The organism is Bacillus sp. Y3, from assembly GCF_008123875.1.
Taxonomy (GTDB): Bacteria; Bacillota; Bacilli; order Bacillales; family Bacillaceae; genus Bacillus; species Bacillus altitudinis.
Genome location: NZ_VSSC01000004.1, coordinates 1 through 15,856 on the forward strand (window position 1 = coordinate 1; position 15,856 = coordinate 15,856).

A 15,856-nucleotide genomic window follows, 5' to 3' on the forward strand; every position below is an offset into this window, starting at 1 on the left:
GTGCTGAGAAGAATTTCTAGTGTGGAACATGAGAAAAACACCTTCCTTTAGTATGCTTTTCTCTATTATAAAATGGGATAGTGGAAAATTTAAGGGAAAAAATAAAGCTGTCGATATTTTCTCGACAGCCTGAGAACCAGGATCATAATATCCTGGTTCTTTTTTGTTAGTTTTATTGAACACGCTGTTCTACTTCTTGACAAATTTCATCAGCCGTCATACCTGACGCTGTAATGACAGATGCCTTTGTCGTTGTGTCTGAAATGCCAAGAACATTTGAATCTAACCCTGTGACCACATAACAGTCACACTGATCCATTTGCTGTTCATTTTGAATACGTACGACATCATACCCTTTTTGCTTCAAAAGTTCTTCTACATCGGATAAAGATGGTTCTACACCAATTCTTGTCATAATCAAGAACACCTCCTGTTCATAAGGTGTACAGGAGACCATTTGATTATTCATTCACCTGCTTGCTTTTTAAAATAAGCTGTCATGACGTTTACAGCTGTTTCAATCGCATTTTCGTCAGGCGTGAGTTTTGCATGGTGCAGACCATATTCTGAATCTACCCCTAGCCAAAACATGAAGCCAGGATATTTTTTCAGCATGTAGCCGAAATCTTCTCCTGTCATCGCTTCTCTGCATTCAATGACGTTCGCAAGACCTTCTTCGGCTACATATGACATAAATTCCTCTGTCAATTCCTTTGAATTGTCCACTTCGTAATAAGATGAAGGGTATCGAACTGTCGCCTTGCATTCGTAGCCAATTTCAATTCCCTTTGCAAGTGCTTCAATTCGTTTTCTCACCTTTTCCATAGACTCTGGCGAGAGCGTGCGAATGGTTCCATCCAGCTTTGCGTGCTGCGCAATGATATTTTGAGCAGTACCACCTGTAATCGTGCCAACTGTAATGACGGCACTATCAAGAGGGTCCACATTTCGTGAAATCACCGATTGCAGCTGCCCTACAAGTGCACTTGCAGCCACCACCATATCATTTGCTAAATGAGGGTATGCGGCATGCCCGCCTTTTCCTTCAAGATCGATCACAAGCTCACTCGTATTAGCAAATAATAGGCCCGGCTTTGTTGCAATCGTGCCGACTGGATATTCAGGTGCAATATGCAGCGCTGTAATAAAGTCTGGCGTCCATTTTTTTAGAACATCACTTGTAAGCATTGGTTCAGCTCCGCCTGGCCCTTCTTCTGCCGGTTGGAAAATAAATAGCAGATCTTCTTTGATTGGCTGATGCACGAAATGATCAATGATACCAAGAGCAATGGTCATATGAAGATCATGTCCACATGCATGCATGTGGCCTTCATGTACCGATTGAAATGAATAGCCCGTTTCTTCAGGGATAGATAAGCCGTCCATATCTGCACGATACGCAAAGACGCGCGTAGGATTTGTCCCTTTTACTTTCACAAAAAGTCCAGTCCGCCATGTTTCCATCTCGATTCGATCTGTTGGGTACGATTCGAGATGCTTGATGAGGTAAGCTTGTGTTTTAAATTCCTTAAAACCAAGCTCAGGAATTTGGTGCAAATCTCTTCGAATGGATATTAGTTGCTCACGATTTAACAAGTGAACTCGCTTCCTTTCCTCTATACGAATAAGACGTGGATATATCATCCACGTCTATGTCTTCAGCTGCGAATTGTGTCAATTAAAGCTGACGCAGTTCTTGTTTGATTTCAGTTTTACCTTTTGTTTTTTCATCAATGTCTTTGATTTTCTTTGCAGGTGTACCTGCTACAACCGTGTAAGGCTCGACATCGTTCACAACGATCGCTCCAGCTGCTACAACCGCACCTTTCCCAATTGTCACACCTTCTAAAACAACAGCGTTTGCACCAATGACAACATCATCTTCTACTACAACTGGCTTAGCAGAAGGCGGCTCAATGACACCTGCAAGAACAGATCCCGCACCGATATGACAGTTCTTACCTACTGTCGCACGGCCGCCAAGAACAACGTTCATATCAATCATCGTACCTTCACCGATGACTGAACCGATATTAATAGAAGCACCCATCATGATGACTGCATTATCGCCAATTTCCACTTGATCACGAATGATTGCACCTGGCTCAATACGTGCTTTGATGTTTTTCAAATCCAACATAGGAATCGCAGAGTTACGACGGTCATTTTCCACGACAACATCTTCAATTTTGTCTTTGTTTGATGCTAGAGCTTCTTGAATTTCGCTCCACTCACCGAAGACAACACCAGTGTTACCTGTGATAAATGTTTTTGCATGTTCACCAAATTCAATACCTTCTAAGTCCCCTTTAATGTAGACTTTCACAGGTGTTGATTTTGTACTATTTTGAATAAATGAAATAATTTCATTAGCGTCCATTTGTTTCATGTATGTATGTCCTCCTCTTAATTTATACTTCATTACTGTACCAAAGGAGAGTTTTAATGACAAGTGAAAGAATCGTCTGCGCCTTGGCAAATAAAACAAGCGGGCCTCTTTATCCCGCTTCTTGCTGGTGAAGATGAACAAATTGTCTACCAAAAGAAATCAATTCCTCTTCCTCGTTTCCTTCTGGATTCAGCTCAATTTTGATGGATGGCAGGACGATATCACCGCCCAGCTCCTTCACTTTTTCTTCAATTAAATCCACAGCTCCGCAAAAATGTTCATAAGATGTATCTCCAGAACCGAATACAGCAAATGCTTTACCCGTCAAATCAAGCTCTTCCATTTCCTCATATAGATCAATAAAATCATCTGGAAGATCACCATCTCCCCAAGTATATGCACCTAACAGAATGTGCGAGTAATCATGAAGAAGTTCAGCATCAATATCCATCGCTTCATGCCGGTCCACGCTAGCCCCAGCTTCCTTTAATCCTTTTTCGATTAAATCAGCCATTGCTTCTGTATTTCCTGACATTGTGGCATACACCAATAAAACTTTTTTCGTCACTTTTTCTTCCTCCTTATTAATGAATCAGTGCAGGTTCCTCATAAGGCCTGACAAACTTACTTTCATATAAACCCGCACAGAAAAAATTCTCCTTTTGATTGGCGACACGAAAACCGTGCCCTTTGATCGTATCAAACCACTTGAGCTCTTTTTGCTCTATATCAAGCTGATACACCTTAGAAAATCCATGCTCGTCCTGTGAGGTGGTCACATACACAATGCCGTTATCCTCTGACACATCCAAAAATGATTCCTCTCGCGCAAAAGCTTGTGATTGAATATCATGCAGCATATTGGTATGTAAGTCTAAAATTTGAACAGACCCTTTTTTCCCTTTTTTAGAGCCCAACGCACAGACAAGGAGGTGTTCCCCGCAAAGCAGCATAGAAGCAGTCATTCGGTGCTCTTCTCTGTTTAGGAGAAAAACCTGTTCACTTTGGAAGTCATACACCCATATTCCTCCATGTACCTCATGAATCTGCGTTCCAATATAAAGATAATCACCGGCTACACATAATGAACGAATCACAGGGGGCTGATTCACATGAGCAAATGGCTTCATAATTTCCCAGGAAATTCCGAAATCGGTTGACACATAAATACTATGTTTTCCATGTGCGCATACAAACCCATCTTTGCGTCCTGTAATAGACCAAACAACTGCATTTGTCGGAAAAGATGATAGCGCCCATGTGTGGCCCTCATCTCCTGATCGTATGACAGTTCCATTTTCACCAACACCGAACAAATAAGGACCAATATAACTGATAGCATGGATTTTATGCTTAAGCTTAAAAAGCTGCTGCCATCCGCCCTCCACACTGTAATGGAAAATACCTTCTCGTTTGACAGCAACAAAGTAGCCGCCACTTTTAGACGCAGCAACAGCTGTCGCACCTTTATGAAACATGATTTTCAACTCTTTTCTCAGACAATGATGCCCACGTTAAAAAGCTCGTTGCAAACTCCTCACAGCACGCCACATCTTCATCTGTATCTGGCGCAAGTTCCATTTTCAATGTTTCAGGAAATACGGATGCACCTGTCGATTTCAGCATGTCATGAAAGGTATGAACAGCCTCGCAAAACTTCGGATAACTGTAATCGCCTGATCCAAATACCGCCGCTTTGATGTGACTAAGTTCAAGTGCTGAGACCTCTTCATAAAAATCTTCAGCTTCATAAGGTAAATCACCGTCACCCCATGTATAAGAGCCGATCATGACATAATCGTATGAAGAAAGATCTTCTGCACTTGTGTCGTCAAATTCAATCATCTCTGTCTCTATCCCTTTTCCTTCAAGCGTTTGTTTTAAGATCGCTGCCATGTCTTCCGTATTGCCAGACATACTCGCAAATGCAATTAGTGCTTTCATCTATTGGTCACCTCATCTAAATGATAATCATTTTCAATTATTATATGTACACTTTAAATGATAATGATTTTCATTGTCAAATGTTTTATGAAAAGGTGCTGTTCAAAATAAACATGACGTACATCAAAAAACCGCTCATTCCAATTGGAAGGCGGCTTTAATTGATCATCACTCTATCTCTTTGTGATTTACTCTTTTTTTATTTCTGAATAAAATATGGACCGCAATCTGTTTCGTGCGTCATCACAAATGTCCAATTTTCTTCCCAATCCATGACATATAGATCGCTATAGTCCATGTGTCCGTCTGTATACGGCAATTCCTTTACTGACAGGTCAGCGGCGTTTTCAAACAGATACGCTTCTTGAGTAAATTGATAAAAAATAGTACATGTATGCTTTGATTGCTGATGAAAGGCGTTTATCGCTGCCTCTTTTTCAAGGCATTCAACTTTTCCCCAGCTGCATAAGTGCCATAGGAAACCATCCATCCCAATCTCTTTTTGTTCTTCTAAAGAAAGATGACTTGCAAAACGTCCACGCCATCTCTCGCGTAAATAAGTTCCCCACTTCGGTATATCCATCTTCTTTTTTTGTTGATTTCTCATCATTTCTTCCAGCTTTCTGCTTTTTCAGTATGAAACAGGTAAATCTATTAGAAACCTAATCAAACCACTTATCCTAAAAAGCACCTCCTCTTCCAGAAGTACTTACACTGCCTCACTTTCAAGCATTTCTTTCACCACACCAACAAATGCTTGAACTTGTTTTAACTGAAAAGAGGCTTCATATCCTAACAGCCACGTGTCACGTCCGATTTGCTCTCCATTTGCGTCTACGAGCGGGGTTTTGTGTACACTTTTCTCATGATCATATAAGGTGACCGAAGGCAAAATGGCGTAGCCGATACCGTGATAGGCCATTTGTTTACATGTCTCAATCTGGTCCACAAGAATCGTCTGTTTTGGCGACACTTTAAACTTTTGATGCCACCAGTGCTGAATTTCTTGATAATAGGTGCTATCACTTTTAAATTGAATAAACGGGCGTTCTGTCTCAATTAACTCATCCACGTCCTTGATGACAGAATCGACTAAATATAAATGATCGGTCATTAAGTATTCCTTTGTGCCCTTCCAATCAGGATTCCCGCGAATGATGCCAATGTGGACATGGTCTTCATACAGACTTTTAAGCATCTCACTGCTCCAGCCTGTCACAAGAGATACTTTGGCATTTGGGTATTTCTCGACATACCGCTTCAGCACCTTTGGCAGCCAGTGCTGACCAATAATGGACGCAACGGCAAGCTTGAGTGTACCGTGAATTTCTCCTTCAAGCTCGTCAATTCTCTCTCGCACTCGATCCTGCTCAGTCGTGACCTCTTTGGCGAATTGAATAATCTGTTCGCCAGCTGAAGTGACTGTCAGGCCTTTTTGTGAACGAAAAAAGATTTTGGTTCCCCACTCTTTTTCAATCGTTTGCAGCCTTTGAGATAAGGCAGGCTGAGAGACAAAGAGCCGCTCTGAAGCCTTTCTCATATTCAATTCCTCACTAAGTACAACAAGCATATGTAACTCTTGAAGCTGCATGGGCGCCCTCCTTCTCTTGATAAGTTTTTCTTATTTTATATAGTCATTATATAAATAATAGCTTATGAAGGCAAAAAAAATAAGCTGGGCTGCAGCTCATTTTTTTGCGGAATGAATGACTTCATTTAAGCGCTTTAATACAACACGCCGAGTGAAAATTCCTTCGAATACTTGCTCTTCATTTTCCACACAAACAAATCCATTATTCGTTACAGCGTGAACACCTTTTAAAACAGGATCAGTCGTTTTCAGTCTTGGAATATCTGATAGCATGACCTCTTCTACCTTCAATTGGTCGAGCTTTTCAAATTCAATTCGTTCTAAGCCAAAGATTTTATCCATGATCATATTTGTTCCAATTAACCCATGAAGGTGATAAGAAGCATCCAGAACAGGTATGGCTGTATATCCTGTTTTTGTCAGGACCAATAGGGCGTGCTCAAGATTATTTCCAATTTGAACGTGTGCCACTTTATCTGCATCAATCATATGCTCAGCTACTGTTGACTCAAGTAATTGAGCCGGTTCTATCTCTATCATGTTTCTTCGACCCCTTTTCTCTCAATCATCAATCATACATTCCCCTTTAACATTAAGCATAAACTAAAACGAATTTTGTCGAAAGATTTTTTTCTGCATAAAAAAGATACTCAGCGTAGAGTATCTAATAGAATGTTCAATCGATATTAATTCTCAAACCTTACTCTGTCATACAATGTGATCAATTTCTTATACGTATTGTCGTCGACATTTTTTGTTCCACATTCTATATCATTGATCTCACTGCTTAGTAATTCGACAGCATATTCCTGATTCAGTAATACGTTTAATAATAGCTTTTTCTCTTCTTCATTAAAACGATTTTCGATGACGCTCATTCAACATCAGGCCCCCTGTTTCATATATGCTTTTATATTGATTAGCAGGCGTTTGAATGTCTGCTTCCTCTCTATACAGCTAGAATAAGGAACTAGAATCGAATCGTCAACCGCACGTTTCGACAACGTTTGGAGAAAAATGACGGAATTTATTTTGTGTATCGATTGGCGTAGCAAAATGCTGCGTATGAGTCGGGTTTTATTTTTGCTTCAATTCCCATGGCTGTGATCATTCCGGTCATTTCCTGGATCAGCTCTTTTGTACTTCCTTTTTTGCCAATATCTAGATGGACTTCAAAACGAAGGTCTGCCCCTTCCTCAGCAAACGGAAGAAGCAAATCCATCAGTTCTGTTAAAGGTCCCTCAAGGATGTCTGCACATACCTTTTGGCTAAACGCTGTCTCTAATGAAATTTTTTCTCTAAGACTTTGTACAGGCCGATTCAACACTTGCTGCGTGAGACAGCCCCAAGCTCCTTTGCCGATCCGGTGAAGATGAATTGCAGTCATAAATGTTGTGACATTCTGATTGACCTGAGAGTCCGTACCAATTGATAGTACATAAACAGATCTCGGGTCTTTTTGAATAAAGTCTTTCATTCTCATGACAACATCAGAAAACGCTAAATGCTCTTCAGAAAGATTAAAGAAAAAAGAATCACTCACAGAAAGGAACTCCTTTTCAATGGTCTCTTATCCGAATATTGCACTGAATGATCATCTTCCATTTGCTTATCACCTATGAAGTGTATGCTTCCGCAATCAACGAAGGAATTCTTAGAAAAAACATTTCATACGATTCAGCTTAGGATTGTAGAAGCTCAAAAATCTCAATCGAAATCATATCAATGTTGTCAAATGGGAAAGTGTTTGGCTTATCCCCTTGTTGAAAAACAGTCAATTCAAACGTTTGATTCTTTTCGAAATACTTAACACTACAGATTTTCTCACCGTTCACTTCGAAATAACGCTGTGCCGGCTCGTTTGCAGCTTCTGCTGTCTCTTGAAGACTTTGCAGCCTTGTAATGATACCCATTAATTGTGACATTCTAAAAAAAGACTCCTTTCAAAAAAACAACTCAAGATGAACCCGTATTGATTATACACAAGTCCTACAAAGCATCATACCATAAAGTGTTCTCAGATGATATTTTTCCTCTTGAATTCAAAAAAAGAAAAAGAATCTGTTTTTTTATTTTGAGTCTTTTTTCTTATCTCATGCATCTTGTTTTTTATAAACCGGCCGATCTCATCAGGCGTTTCGCAATTTCGTCAAAATCTTCTTTTGAAATACCTGGAGCAAACTCTTCCGGCAAATCTCTATAATCTGGCACGGGTGCACCTTTTGGTGTGCCCTCAATAACTGTCAGCGGCTTTCCATCAATTGGATGGTTTCCTTTCCAAATTTGATTGATATCCTTATAATCCGTGTCACTAAATGTATACAGTTTTGTATGAATATTCTGATCTTCAAACTTTCTTGCAGAGTCAAAGTATTTATTGTCGAGATTTGGAATCGGCAGCATCTTCCCAACATCTACCCCTGTCGCTACCTCAAGGGCTTTTGCATACGCCACAACATGAACGCCGCCTCTGACAAGTAAATAACCGATCATTTCTCTTGCCGTAGGGTGATCCGTCATTTCATATACGCGCATTTTATGCGTACGAGCTCCGCACTCTAGGAAGAAGTTATGAAGAAGATCCAGAATCAGATTACCACTTGAGAACACATTCTCACCTGTCCACGGCTTTGCCATGGAGTCAAACGGATAGCCTGTTTGTGCCGTTTGGATAAAATGCTGCGTATTTCGTTTATCAACAGCCGCTTTCATCGGGGTCGTATCTGGATCGCCCCCATGGGTGGTTCCCGTAATCATGAGATTGACTGCAGTTGTCACAAGCTCTACATGACCGAATTCTTCAGCTGTAATACTTGATACAAGATCATAAAATGGTTTGAGCTTTCGTTTCCCTCTAAAGTTAAACGATTGAAACATGTAGTTATTTAATGTGGACATTTCACCAAATTTTCCGCCGAGTAATTCTTGCACAGCCGCTGCACCATTTGCATCTGGGTGATCAGGCATTGGTAAATCAATCAGCAGCCGCTTGTCACGTTTGATCATGACTTTTCCCTCCTACTGTCTAACTATCATCATTTAAGGTGTATGGATGAATTGGGATGTCCTATGCATGAAGGGAATGATTGGCGCACAAAAAAAACTTGGCGGGGGTAGCGCCAAGTTTTTTGGATCTTGATCTGATAGAGGGGTTGGGGAACAGAGAGTAGCTTCTCTCTATAACTAAATGATAATGATTATCAGTTTCATTGTCAACCATTTTTTCTATCTTTTTTCTAATAAAAAAAACAGCCTTGACGGCTGCTTTTAAATTAATCCTTCCTGCTCATACAGATAAGCATACGGAAGATCTACAAACAAATACACGTCTCCCTCTAACGGATAAGAAAACGTACGTATTCGTTCTCCAGTTTCTAAATCACTGTAGATATCGCTGAAAAATCCTTTTCCGCTAATTCTCATTTGAAGAATATTTGCTAGAAAATAAGGGCGCCAGCTCCAGTTTTTCTCTATATACTCTGGCTGAAACAGCCATTCTTTCTCTTTCTTAAACACATTTCCAGTGATTTGAAACCCTTCTTCATTACACATATAAATGCGAAAGCTGCAATCGGTTAGTTCAAGTGCCAGTTTTTGTATAAGTTCATCATTTGTGCTGCATGATTTTTTTAACGTACTGACAGCTTGATGTATTCGCTTATAAAAGGTTTCAGAATGTTCATAGACAGCTTGGAGTTTCTTTTTCTCATGGGCAATGAATTGTTGAAATTCTTCTTTAAGCTGTTCTTTTCGTTTGTTACGGTCAATTAATTGTGCCACAGGCTCGTGAAGGTAGAAGCCTTGAAAATATCTTCCGCCATTTCTCCATGCATATTGCAGCTGAAAATTCGCTTCAATGTCTTCATAGATTAAAGCCGCTCCTATTTTTCTTGCAAGAAGTGAAATGCTGTATAACACATATTCATAGGAAGGAGATGGAGACGAAGCCCTTAAAGCCTGTAGATCTATTTTTAATAGATCAGGTGAAAGCAGAGCAATCCTGTCAAGATTGCTGCTTTCTTTTCCTATATTAGATACGGCGATTTTGATCCCATATGTACGATAATACGTTAACGTATGGTAAAGCTGTTCAATGTCGCCGCTAAATGTATGTTCAGTTATTTCAATGACAAACCGGCTAAGCTGAATACCCTTTGCTTCATATTCTTTTAAAAGTTCTAAAAAACTTTCGCCATGATCAAGCATGAGGACATTCGCATCATGATTAATAAAGATGAGCAAATCTTCATCTGCGGTTGTGAAGAGATCAAGCGCTTGACTTAATACTTTGTGATCTACTTCCAATTTATATTCGTCAGGAATAGATGAATCCGTAAAGAAGGAGCCTAGACTAACTGTTCCCGACTCAAGCTTCATTCTTCCAAGAATCTCATAGCCTATCACTTTTTGTTCCTCCGCACTGAAGATCGCTTGATAGTGCGGGAAAACATCTTCAATATTCGTTAAAATATCCAATGGATCGACCATTTTCATCACCTGCTTCTCTCTTTGTGTGATTATACCATATCAAAAGCAGGTCTTACACGGTCATTCAAAATGGTGATTGGTTGAGCCATTGCCCCCCATCCATCGTGATACAATCTCCATTAATATAAGATGCATGCTCAGATAATAAGAAACTCGCAAGTTCTGCAATTTCTTCTGGTGTGCCAAGTCTACCGAGCGGAACACTATCTAATGTTCTTTGGGCAGCCTCTTCAGATTCCCACAGTTTATCAGCACCACCTGTTCTTTCAATGGGCCCCGGCGCAATGGCATTTACGCGAATGCGATATTGCTTTCCCCATTCGACTGCAAGCGTTCGGGTAAGTGATAGTACGCCTGCTTTTGCGGCTGCTGAATGCGCTACACCAACACCAGCCCCCCATGCATATGTGGCGACCATGTTGATCATACTTCCGCTTTTCTTTTGACGAATCCAATAGTTGCCCACTGCATGGCTGCAAAAAAAGGTGCCATTTAGCACAATATCAATGACCGCTTTCCAGCCGTTAGGAGACAGTTTTTCTGCTGGAACTAAAAAGTTGCCTGCTGCGTTATTGATGAGTGCATCCACATCACCAAATGTATCTACTGCAAACTTCACCATTTGATCAGCATCTTCTGGATGTCGCACGTCCATTTGAAAATAAGCGATCGAACCACCTTGCTGTTTGATTTCATTTGCCGTTGTTTCAAGGGTCTCTTCTGTTCTTCCAGTAATCAAAACATTCCAGCCCCCGAGTGCCAAATGAGTCGCCATCGCCTTTCCCATTCCGCTTGATCCCCCTGTGACAATCACTGTTTGCTTCGTCATTTGTTCTCCCCCTTTGTGTATTTTGAATGACTATTCATTCATTATCCATCTATCATATCATGATTTCCCCTCCATACACCATATGGGAGATTCATCAAAAATCATGCTATACTTAATTTTATTTTTAAAGGAGTCTTATATGAAGCAACTTTCCCGTAGGCAATTTTTAAAAGGAGCAGCTGGTGCGAGTATTCTCGGACTTTTGGCGACCACATCCGGTTATGGCTATGCTCGGTACATTGAGCCGCGCATGATCGACACCGTATCACTCACCATTCATGATGCTCAGCTACCGGCTTCTTTTGACCAGTTTAAAATTGCGCAATTTAGTGATGTTCATTTAAGTGATACATTTTCGGCAAAAGATTTAGAGACTGTTGTCCAAAAGATCAACGCTGCATCTCCCGATCTCATTGTGTTTACAGGTGATCTTGTTGATTTTGAATCATCGATTGAAGAACATGAAAAAGCCAAAGCCTCTTTGTCTAAGCTTGATGCTCCGTTTGGAAAGTTTGCCATATGCGGAAATCATGACTACGGACCATTTGGCATTGATCTATATGAGGAAACGATGAAAGCTTGCGGTTTTACATTATGTAAAAATGAAGTGTTTCACTTAGAAAAAGAAGGCGGACGCATACAGATCGCTACACTGGATGATCTCATGATGAGTATGCCTGATTACCATTTCATCAAACGAGAAGTCTCTTCTGATCTCTTTACGTTATTGCTTGTGCATGAGCCTGATGCGGCACTAGAGCTTGAAACAACACCTATTAACTTACAGCTTTCTGGGCATACGCATGGTGGTCAAATACAGCTTCCTTTCTATGGACCGATTCTCACAGCACCTTTTGGGCGAACATATGTCGAAGGCTTATACGGTAGCTATCAGCACCGTATCTATGTCAACCGCGGGCTTGGGACAACTAGACTGCCGCTTCGGTTTTTAGCCAAACCTGAAATCACTTTTTTCACCTTAACATCTCACGTGTAAAGAAAAGCCAAATCACCTTTTCCTGCATATGTATAAACAAAGATCATTCTCATGACAAATGTTAGGAGAAACCTTACTGGGCCTGATCCCGTCCATATAGTATATGTGAGGCGGGGATCATGGCTTCTTTTATTTGAGTAAAAGGAGTGAGCTTTCGTGCTGCGATACACGGTAAAAAGTGGAGAAACACTTGCTTCTATAGCACTTGATTTTCGAACAACGACAGATGCTTTAAAGGCTGCAAATCCGTCACTTCAAGCCCGCGAACCAGAACAAAATGAAGTCATCATCATCCCTGGGTTACCGGATCCTAACACGATCCCTTACCGCATATCTGTGTCAATTTCAGCGAAACGTCTCGTGCTGTTTTCTGGATCACAGCTCTTGCGCTCATACCCGATTGCAACCGGCAGAATATTAAACATGACACCGACAGGTTCTTATTATATTGTCAACAGACAGCCAAACCCAGGAGGTCCCTTTGGCGCCTATTGGCTGAGCCTTTCAAAAGTTCATTATGGCATCCATGGAACGAATAACCCGTCTTCAATTGGTAAAGCTGTGTCTAGAGGGTGCATTCGCATGTACAATCAGAATGTCATCGAACTTGCTTCAATTGTTCCAAATGGAACACCTGTGACCATTAGCCAGTAGGAGAAATCAATTGTACGAATGGTTAAAATTTTATATGATAGAAAGTGGGATCTTCAGGTTAAGGAGCGTATTTATGGATATTTTTAAAAACAGAAATTTTGTTCGTCTCTTTTTTGCAGCACTTGCCTCGCAAATGGGGACAACAGTAGGCAATATGGCGTTTGCCTTTTATTTGCTCGACCATTTTAGTCATCAGCCCGCTTACGCCACTTTAGCAGAGCTAATGTATTCACTGCCTACGATCTTTGTCTTTTTTATGGTCGGTGTGGTCGCAGACCGTTTTGATCGTAAAAAAGTCGCAGAGAATTGTGATTGGATACGAGCTGGGCTGACGATCGTTTTATTTATCGTCATTTATTTTAATTCACTGCCGCTTATTTTCTTGATCTTGTTTATACGAAGTGCCATTACGAAGTTCTTCTATCCAGCTGAAGCCTCTCTCGTTCAGGCCATTTTAAATAAAGATCAATATGCAAAAGCTGCTGGTTTAAATCAGATGCTGTTTAGTTTGTTTATGGTATTTGGTGTTGGAATTGGTGCCATTATGTATAAAACGATTGGACTTCACGGTGCCATTACCATTGATTTGGTCAGTTTTATTATTTCCGGTATTCTCATTCGATCATGCAATATTCCAATTGAAGCACGACAGCCAAATGGACAAGCAGGCTGGAAAGGCATGACCGTTAAAACGTCTCTAAAAGATTTTAAAGAAGGCATTCTCTATATTTTAAAAAATAAATTATTGGCTTCTTTAATTTTCGGCTTTTTTGTTTTTGGTCTTGTGAATGGCGCATTTGCCGTTCTTCCGATGTTTACAATGAAATACGGTCTTTCACCGGACCATTTTGAACTGCATACATCCTTTTTTACGATCGCAATCGGTGCCGGCCTTCTAGTTGGAAGCTTACTTGGCTCTATTCTTGCGAAAAAGGTAAAGATGCAATATCTCATGTCGATTCCAATTCTAGTTGCAGGTATTTTAATTTTTGTCCTTGGTTCTACCCATACATTATGGTTATTTTATGTCACATCATTTGTCATTGGTACATGTATTGGTCCAGTCAACATTGTCATTGGAGGCTGGCTCCCAAGAATTGTTCACCCTCGTCTGATGGGACGCGTATCAGGGTGGGTTGATCCGCTCACCATGTTTGCACAATCAATGACGCTAGGTTTAATTGCCGTGTTATTTCCAAAGCTCATCACCAATGTTTCTTACATTTATTACGGAATGGGTATTATTATTTTACTCGTTTTCCTTTTTTACTTCATTACACTGCCAAAGTTCAGCAGAGAAGCTGCCGACTTAGATGTACAGCGTGAATTAAAAGGTCAGGGAGTACAATAGATGAAGCAAAAAGGGCTAAAATAATGTTTATTTTAGCCCTTTTTCTTCTTTTCAGCGTGATAGAAAACCTTTGCAGTCTAGGAAGGGCGAGTAATGGAGCGGAGCGAATTTCACATTCGTGAGCACCAGCACGCAGGACTGACAAAGATTGCGAGGGTTTGTCTACACGCTGAAAGGACTTTCTTCTATAGAAAGTCCTTTTTTCATGGGTGTAACATAAACGACGATTATTTTTTCTGCTCATGGAAATGATTCGAAGCAAAATGAACGATTCTATCGACTGTATAAATGCTAATAAATAAGATGAGAAAAAGAAGAAAAGGATGAATCGGCCGATCATCTATCACGTACACAATGCCTCCAACCACAAAAGCGACCAATACAGGCGTTAAAATATCTTTCAATCTAAACCATCCTTTCTGTTCTCATTGACTTTGCTCTTCTTATCTTACAACCAATTTTCCTTTTTATGAAATAAAAGGAATGTGTATAAATGCAACATTTTTAATAAAAATTCTTTACAATATTGGAAGTTTTATAGTAATATAGTCAGGTTGGAGGTGAAGGGTATGCTAAAAAGCTATTATTTTATTCATACAAAAAATGATCAAGGACAATACGTTGTACATACAGAAGACTGCGCATTTTTAGGTGATGCAGCAAGTCGTACGTTGATTGGTCTGCACATGAACAGTGAAAGCGCCATGGATGAAGCCAAAAAAATGACGAGTGAAACTGATTTTAACGGCTGTTTTTACTGTGCTTATTCTAGCCATACAAAATAGTCCATGTTTTTAAGCCATATGTTCGACTTTGATTGTCTTGCATATGGTAGATCTGCAATCATCAAAAACTTATTTAATTTTGATCTGTACAATAAAAATCCCCTATTAAAAGGGGATTAAGTTATATCTATTTGCTATTAACTTTTAGACATGTTTATGAATTTTCTAACGTTTTTTTATATTAATTGTTTTAGATTGTGCATACCCTAGATCTTTACCATTCTTACTAGATAAATTGACATGTACAACAGCTTCATATCCTCTATGTTTGTATTCTGGTAGATTTAAGCTTAATTTTTTCAGCGGGGTTTTATATTTAAAACTCCCTCTCTCAAATTCTGCGGTATATGTATAGAGTCCGATTGGAGACAAATGAGCATCATATCTTAGTTCACCACATTTACCATTTTGTTCAATTGTAAAATCAACAGTTTTAGCTTTTTTAGAATAATTGGTAGCATCTGTCCATACTCTTACCTTACATGTAGATTTAGCAAAATAAGGGGTTTGCCAATTGCTAGTAGCAGCTGATGCATCGATAGAAAAAAAGATTGATACACATAAAAATACAAACGAAATTACTAGTCTTAACTTCATAAAATCACCCTTTTTTAAAAATATATAGAAATTATACAATATTATTACATTTTGATCAACAATTCCTTCTGAATCACAATATACGAAAACGTTTTAAAAATTATTTTTTCAATTTTCATATTATAAATAATTTTTTGCGTATTTAATCCCATTTTGTTTCTATAATAAACATCAAGTCATGTGCACAATTAAAAAAATGCCGATCAAGTCCAATACATATATCACTTTTAA

At 39.6% G+C, this 15,856-nt stretch carries 22 protein-coding genes; 4 read left to right on the forward strand and 18 right to left on the reverse strand.

The features are described from left to right. The 16 genes from FXF70_RS19140 to fadH form a co-directional block, all read right to left on the reverse strand. On the reverse strand, positions 1 to 183 hold a 183-nt coding region (locus FXF70_RS19140; RefSeq protein ID WP_222863439.1), incomplete at its 3' end, for a hypothetical protein. Next, complete coding sequence (locus FXF70_RS09640) at positions 173 to 415, reverse strand: YkuS family protein (protein ID WP_003211408.1); 243 nt, start codon at positions 413 to 415, stop codon at positions 173 to 175. The genes FXF70_RS19140 and FXF70_RS09640, both read right to left, overlap by 11 nt. Positions 416 to 465: 50 nt before the next feature. Continuing rightward, positions 466 to 1,644: an N-acetyldiaminopimelate deacetylase gene (locus FXF70_RS09645; RefSeq protein ID WP_148780165.1), complete on the reverse strand. Its 1,179-nt coding sequence runs from the start codon at positions 1,642 to 1,644 to the stop codon at positions 466 to 468. 34 nt (positions 1,645 to 1,678) lie between these two features. Beyond that, on the reverse strand, positions 1,679 to 2,389 hold the full coding sequence (gene dapD, locus FXF70_RS09650) for a 2,3,4,5-tetrahydropyridine-2,6-dicarboxylate N-acetyltransferase (protein ID WP_008347987.1): 711 nt from the start codon (positions 2,387 to 2,389) through the stop codon (positions 1,679 to 1,681). 109 nt (positions 2,390 to 2,498) lie between these two features. After that, positions 2,499 to 2,957, reverse strand: a complete 459-nt coding sequence (locus tag FXF70_RS09655; RefSeq protein ID WP_008347989.1) for a flavodoxin — start codon at positions 2,955 to 2,957, stop codon at positions 2,499 to 2,501. Positions 2,958 to 2,973: 16 nt separating this feature from the next. Then, entirely contained in the window at positions 2,974 to 3,867 is an 894-nt protein-coding gene (locus FXF70_RS09660; protein ID WP_148780166.1) for an exo-alpha-sialidase, read from the reverse strand. Next, a complete protein-coding gene (locus tag FXF70_RS09665; RefSeq protein ID WP_148780167.1) occupies positions 3,857 to 4,333 on the reverse strand; it encodes a flavodoxin in 477 nt (158 codons plus the stop codon). Before FXF70_RS09665 ends, FXF70_RS09660 begins: the two co-directional genes overlap by 11 nt. Before the next feature lie 199 nt (positions 4,334 to 4,532). Continuing rightward, the gene (locus FXF70_RS09670) at positions 4,533 to 4,940 is read right to left on the reverse strand and encodes a DUF4275 family protein (RefSeq protein WP_041507579.1); all 408 of its coding nucleotides are present in this window, start codon (positions 4,938 to 4,940) and stop codon (positions 4,533 to 4,535) included. A 102-nt stretch (positions 4,941 to 5,042) separates the two neighbouring features. Next, the gene (locus tag FXF70_RS09675; RefSeq protein WP_039168691.1) at positions 5,043 to 5,924 is read right to left on the reverse strand and encodes a transcriptional regulator CcpC; all 882 of its coding nucleotides are present in this window, start codon (positions 5,922 to 5,924) and stop codon (positions 5,043 to 5,045) included. 96 nt (positions 5,925 to 6,020) lie between these two features. Further along, a complete protein-coding gene (gene cbpB / locus FXF70_RS09680; RefSeq protein WP_007498671.1) occupies positions 6,021 to 6,464 on the reverse strand; it encodes a cyclic-di-AMP-binding protein CbpB in 444 nt (147 codons plus the stop codon). Positions 6,465 to 6,610: 146 nt separating this feature from the next. Beyond that, the gene (gene abbA, locus FXF70_RS09685) at positions 6,611 to 6,802 is read right to left on the reverse strand and encodes an antirepressor AbbA (protein WP_008347999.1); all 192 of its coding nucleotides are present in this window, start codon (positions 6,800 to 6,802) and stop codon (positions 6,611 to 6,613) included. Positions 6,803 to 6,951: 149 nt separating this feature from the next. Next, entirely contained in the window at positions 6,952 to 7,467 is a 516-nt protein-coding gene (locus tag FXF70_RS09690) for a ribonuclease H-like YkuK family protein (RefSeq protein WP_008348001.1), read from the reverse strand. Positions 7,468 to 7,606: 139 nt separating this feature from the next. Then, positions 7,607 to 7,849 carry a YkuJ family protein gene (locus tag FXF70_RS09695; protein WP_003212254.1) on the reverse strand — a complete coding sequence of 81 codons (243 nt, stop codon included), beginning with the start codon at positions 7,847 to 7,849 and terminating at the stop codon, positions 7,607 to 7,609. Positions 7,850 to 8,033: 184 nt separating this feature from the next. Next, positions 8,034 to 8,930: a manganese catalase family protein gene (locus FXF70_RS09700; protein WP_019743902.1), complete on the reverse strand. Its 897-nt coding sequence runs from the start codon at positions 8,928 to 8,930 to the stop codon at positions 8,034 to 8,036. 261 nt (positions 8,931 to 9,191) lie between these two features. Continuing rightward, on the reverse strand, positions 9,192 to 10,412 hold the full coding sequence (locus FXF70_RS09705; RefSeq protein ID WP_052320947.1) for an EAL domain-containing protein: 1,221 nt from the start codon (positions 10,410 to 10,412) through the stop codon (positions 9,192 to 9,194). Between the two features lie 64 nt (positions 10,413 to 10,476). Beyond that, positions 10,477 to 11,241: a 2,4-dienoyl-CoA reductase gene (gene fadH / locus FXF70_RS09710; protein WP_007498678.1), complete on the reverse strand. Its 765-nt coding sequence runs from the start codon at positions 11,239 to 11,241 to the stop codon at positions 10,477 to 10,479. Positions 11,242 to 11,380: 139 nt separating this feature from the next. On the opposite strand from fadH, the gene FXF70_RS09715 reads away from it, so the two are divergent. The 3 genes from FXF70_RS09715 to FXF70_RS09725 all read left to right on the forward strand — a co-directional run bounded on the left by FXF70_RS09715 (position 11,381) and on the right by FXF70_RS09725 (position 14,243). Beyond that, positions 11,381 to 12,238: a metallophosphoesterase gene (locus tag FXF70_RS09715; RefSeq protein ID WP_039963342.1), complete on the forward strand. Its 858-nt coding sequence runs from the start codon at positions 11,381 to 11,383 to the stop codon at positions 12,236 to 12,238. A 156-nt stretch (positions 12,239 to 12,394) separates the two neighbouring features. Beyond that, entirely contained in the window at positions 12,395 to 12,892 is a 498-nt protein-coding gene (locus FXF70_RS09720; RefSeq protein WP_008348009.1) for a L,D-transpeptidase family protein, read from the forward strand. Between the two features lie 73 nt (positions 12,893 to 12,965). Beyond that, the gene (locus FXF70_RS09725) at positions 12,966 to 14,243 is read left to right on the forward strand and encodes an MFS transporter (protein WP_008348012.1); all 1,278 of its coding nucleotides are present in this window, start codon (positions 12,966 to 12,968) and stop codon (positions 14,241 to 14,243) included. A 227-nt stretch (positions 14,244 to 14,470) separates the two neighbouring features. Here the strand turns inward: FXF70_RS09725 and FXF70_RS19055 are convergent, their stop codons facing one another. Continuing rightward, complete coding sequence (locus FXF70_RS19055) at positions 14,471 to 14,647, reverse strand: hypothetical protein (protein ID WP_187424768.1); 177 nt, start codon at positions 14,645 to 14,647, stop codon at positions 14,471 to 14,473. Between the two features lie 165 nt (positions 14,648 to 14,812). Between FXF70_RS19055 and FXF70_RS09735 the strand changes: the two genes are divergently transcribed. Then, a complete protein-coding gene (locus FXF70_RS09735; RefSeq protein WP_008348016.1) occupies positions 14,813 to 15,028 on the forward strand; it encodes a hypothetical protein in 216 nt (71 codons plus the stop codon). 165 nt (positions 15,029 to 15,193) lie between these two features. On the opposite strand, the gene FXF70_RS09740 is transcribed toward FXF70_RS09735, so the two are convergent. Continuing rightward, entirely contained in the window at positions 15,194 to 15,625 is a 432-nt protein-coding gene (locus FXF70_RS09740; protein ID WP_148780168.1) for a hypothetical protein, read from the reverse strand. Positions 15,626 to 15,856: the final 231 nt, after the last annotated feature.

Excerpts from the sequence above, each read along its gene's own strand:
- FXF70_RS09735 (WP_008348016.1), top strand. The coding sequence starts at position 14,813 with ATGCTAAAAAGCTATTATTTTATTCATACAAAAAATGATCAAGGACAA.
- FXF70_RS09740 (WP_148780168.1), bottom strand. The coding sequence starts at position 15,625 with ATGAAGTTAAGACTAGTAATTTCGTTTGTATTTTTATGTGTATCAATC.
- FXF70_RS09705 (WP_052320947.1), bottom strand. The coding sequence starts at position 10,412 with ATGGTCGATCCATTGGATATTTTAACGAATATTGAAGATGTTTTCCCG.
- FXF70_RS09715 (WP_039963342.1), top strand. The coding sequence starts at position 11,381 with ATGAAGCAACTTTCCCGTAGGCAATTTTTAAAAGGAGCAGCTGGTGCG.
- FXF70_RS09665 (WP_148780167.1), bottom strand. The coding sequence starts at position 4,333 with ATGAAAGCACTAATTGCATTTGCGAGTATGTCTGGCAATACGGAAGAC.
- FXF70_RS09700 (WP_019743902.1), bottom strand. The coding sequence starts at position 8,930 with ATGATCAAACGTGACAAGCGGCTGCTGATTGATTTACCAATGCCTGAT.
- cbpB (WP_007498671.1), bottom strand. The coding sequence starts at position 6,464 with ATGATAGAGATAGAACCGGCTCAATTACTTGAGTCAACAGTAGCTGAG.
- FXF70_RS09695 (WP_003212254.1), bottom strand. The coding sequence starts at position 7,849 with ATGTCACAATTAATGGGTATCATTACAAGGCTGCAAAGTCTTCAAGAG.
- FXF70_RS09675 (WP_039168691.1), bottom strand. The coding sequence starts at position 5,924 with ATGCAGCTTCAAGAGTTACATATGCTTGTTGTACTTAGTGAGGAATTG.
- FXF70_RS09670 (WP_041507579.1), bottom strand. The coding sequence starts at position 4,940 with ATGAGAAATCAACAAAAAAAGAAGATGGATATACCGAAGTGGGGAACT.
- FXF70_RS09645 (WP_148780165.1), bottom strand. The coding sequence starts at position 1,644 with ATGATATATCCACGTCTTATTCGTATAGAGGAAAGGAAGCGAGTTCAC.
- FXF70_RS09660 (WP_148780166.1), bottom strand. The coding sequence starts at position 3,867 with ATGTTTCATAAAGGTGCGACAGCTGTTGCTGCGTCTAAAAGTGGCGGC.
- FXF70_RS09640 (WP_003211408.1), bottom strand. The coding sequence starts at position 415 with ATGACAAGAATTGGTGTAGAACCATCTTTATCCGATGTAGAAGAACTT.
- dapD (WP_008347987.1), bottom strand. The coding sequence starts at position 2,389 with ATGAAACAAATGGACGCTAATGAAATTATTTCATTTATTCAAAATAGT.
- abbA (WP_008347999.1), bottom strand. The coding sequence starts at position 6,802 with ATGAGCGTCATCGAAAATCGTTTTAATGAAGAAGAGAAAAAGCTATTA.
- FXF70_RS09725 (WP_008348012.1), top strand. The coding sequence starts at position 12,966 with ATGGATATTTTTAAAAACAGAAATTTTGTTCGTCTCTTTTTTGCAGCA.
- fadH (WP_007498678.1), bottom strand. The coding sequence starts at position 11,241 with ATGACGAAGCAAACAGTGATTGTCACAGGGGGATCAAGCGGAATGGGA.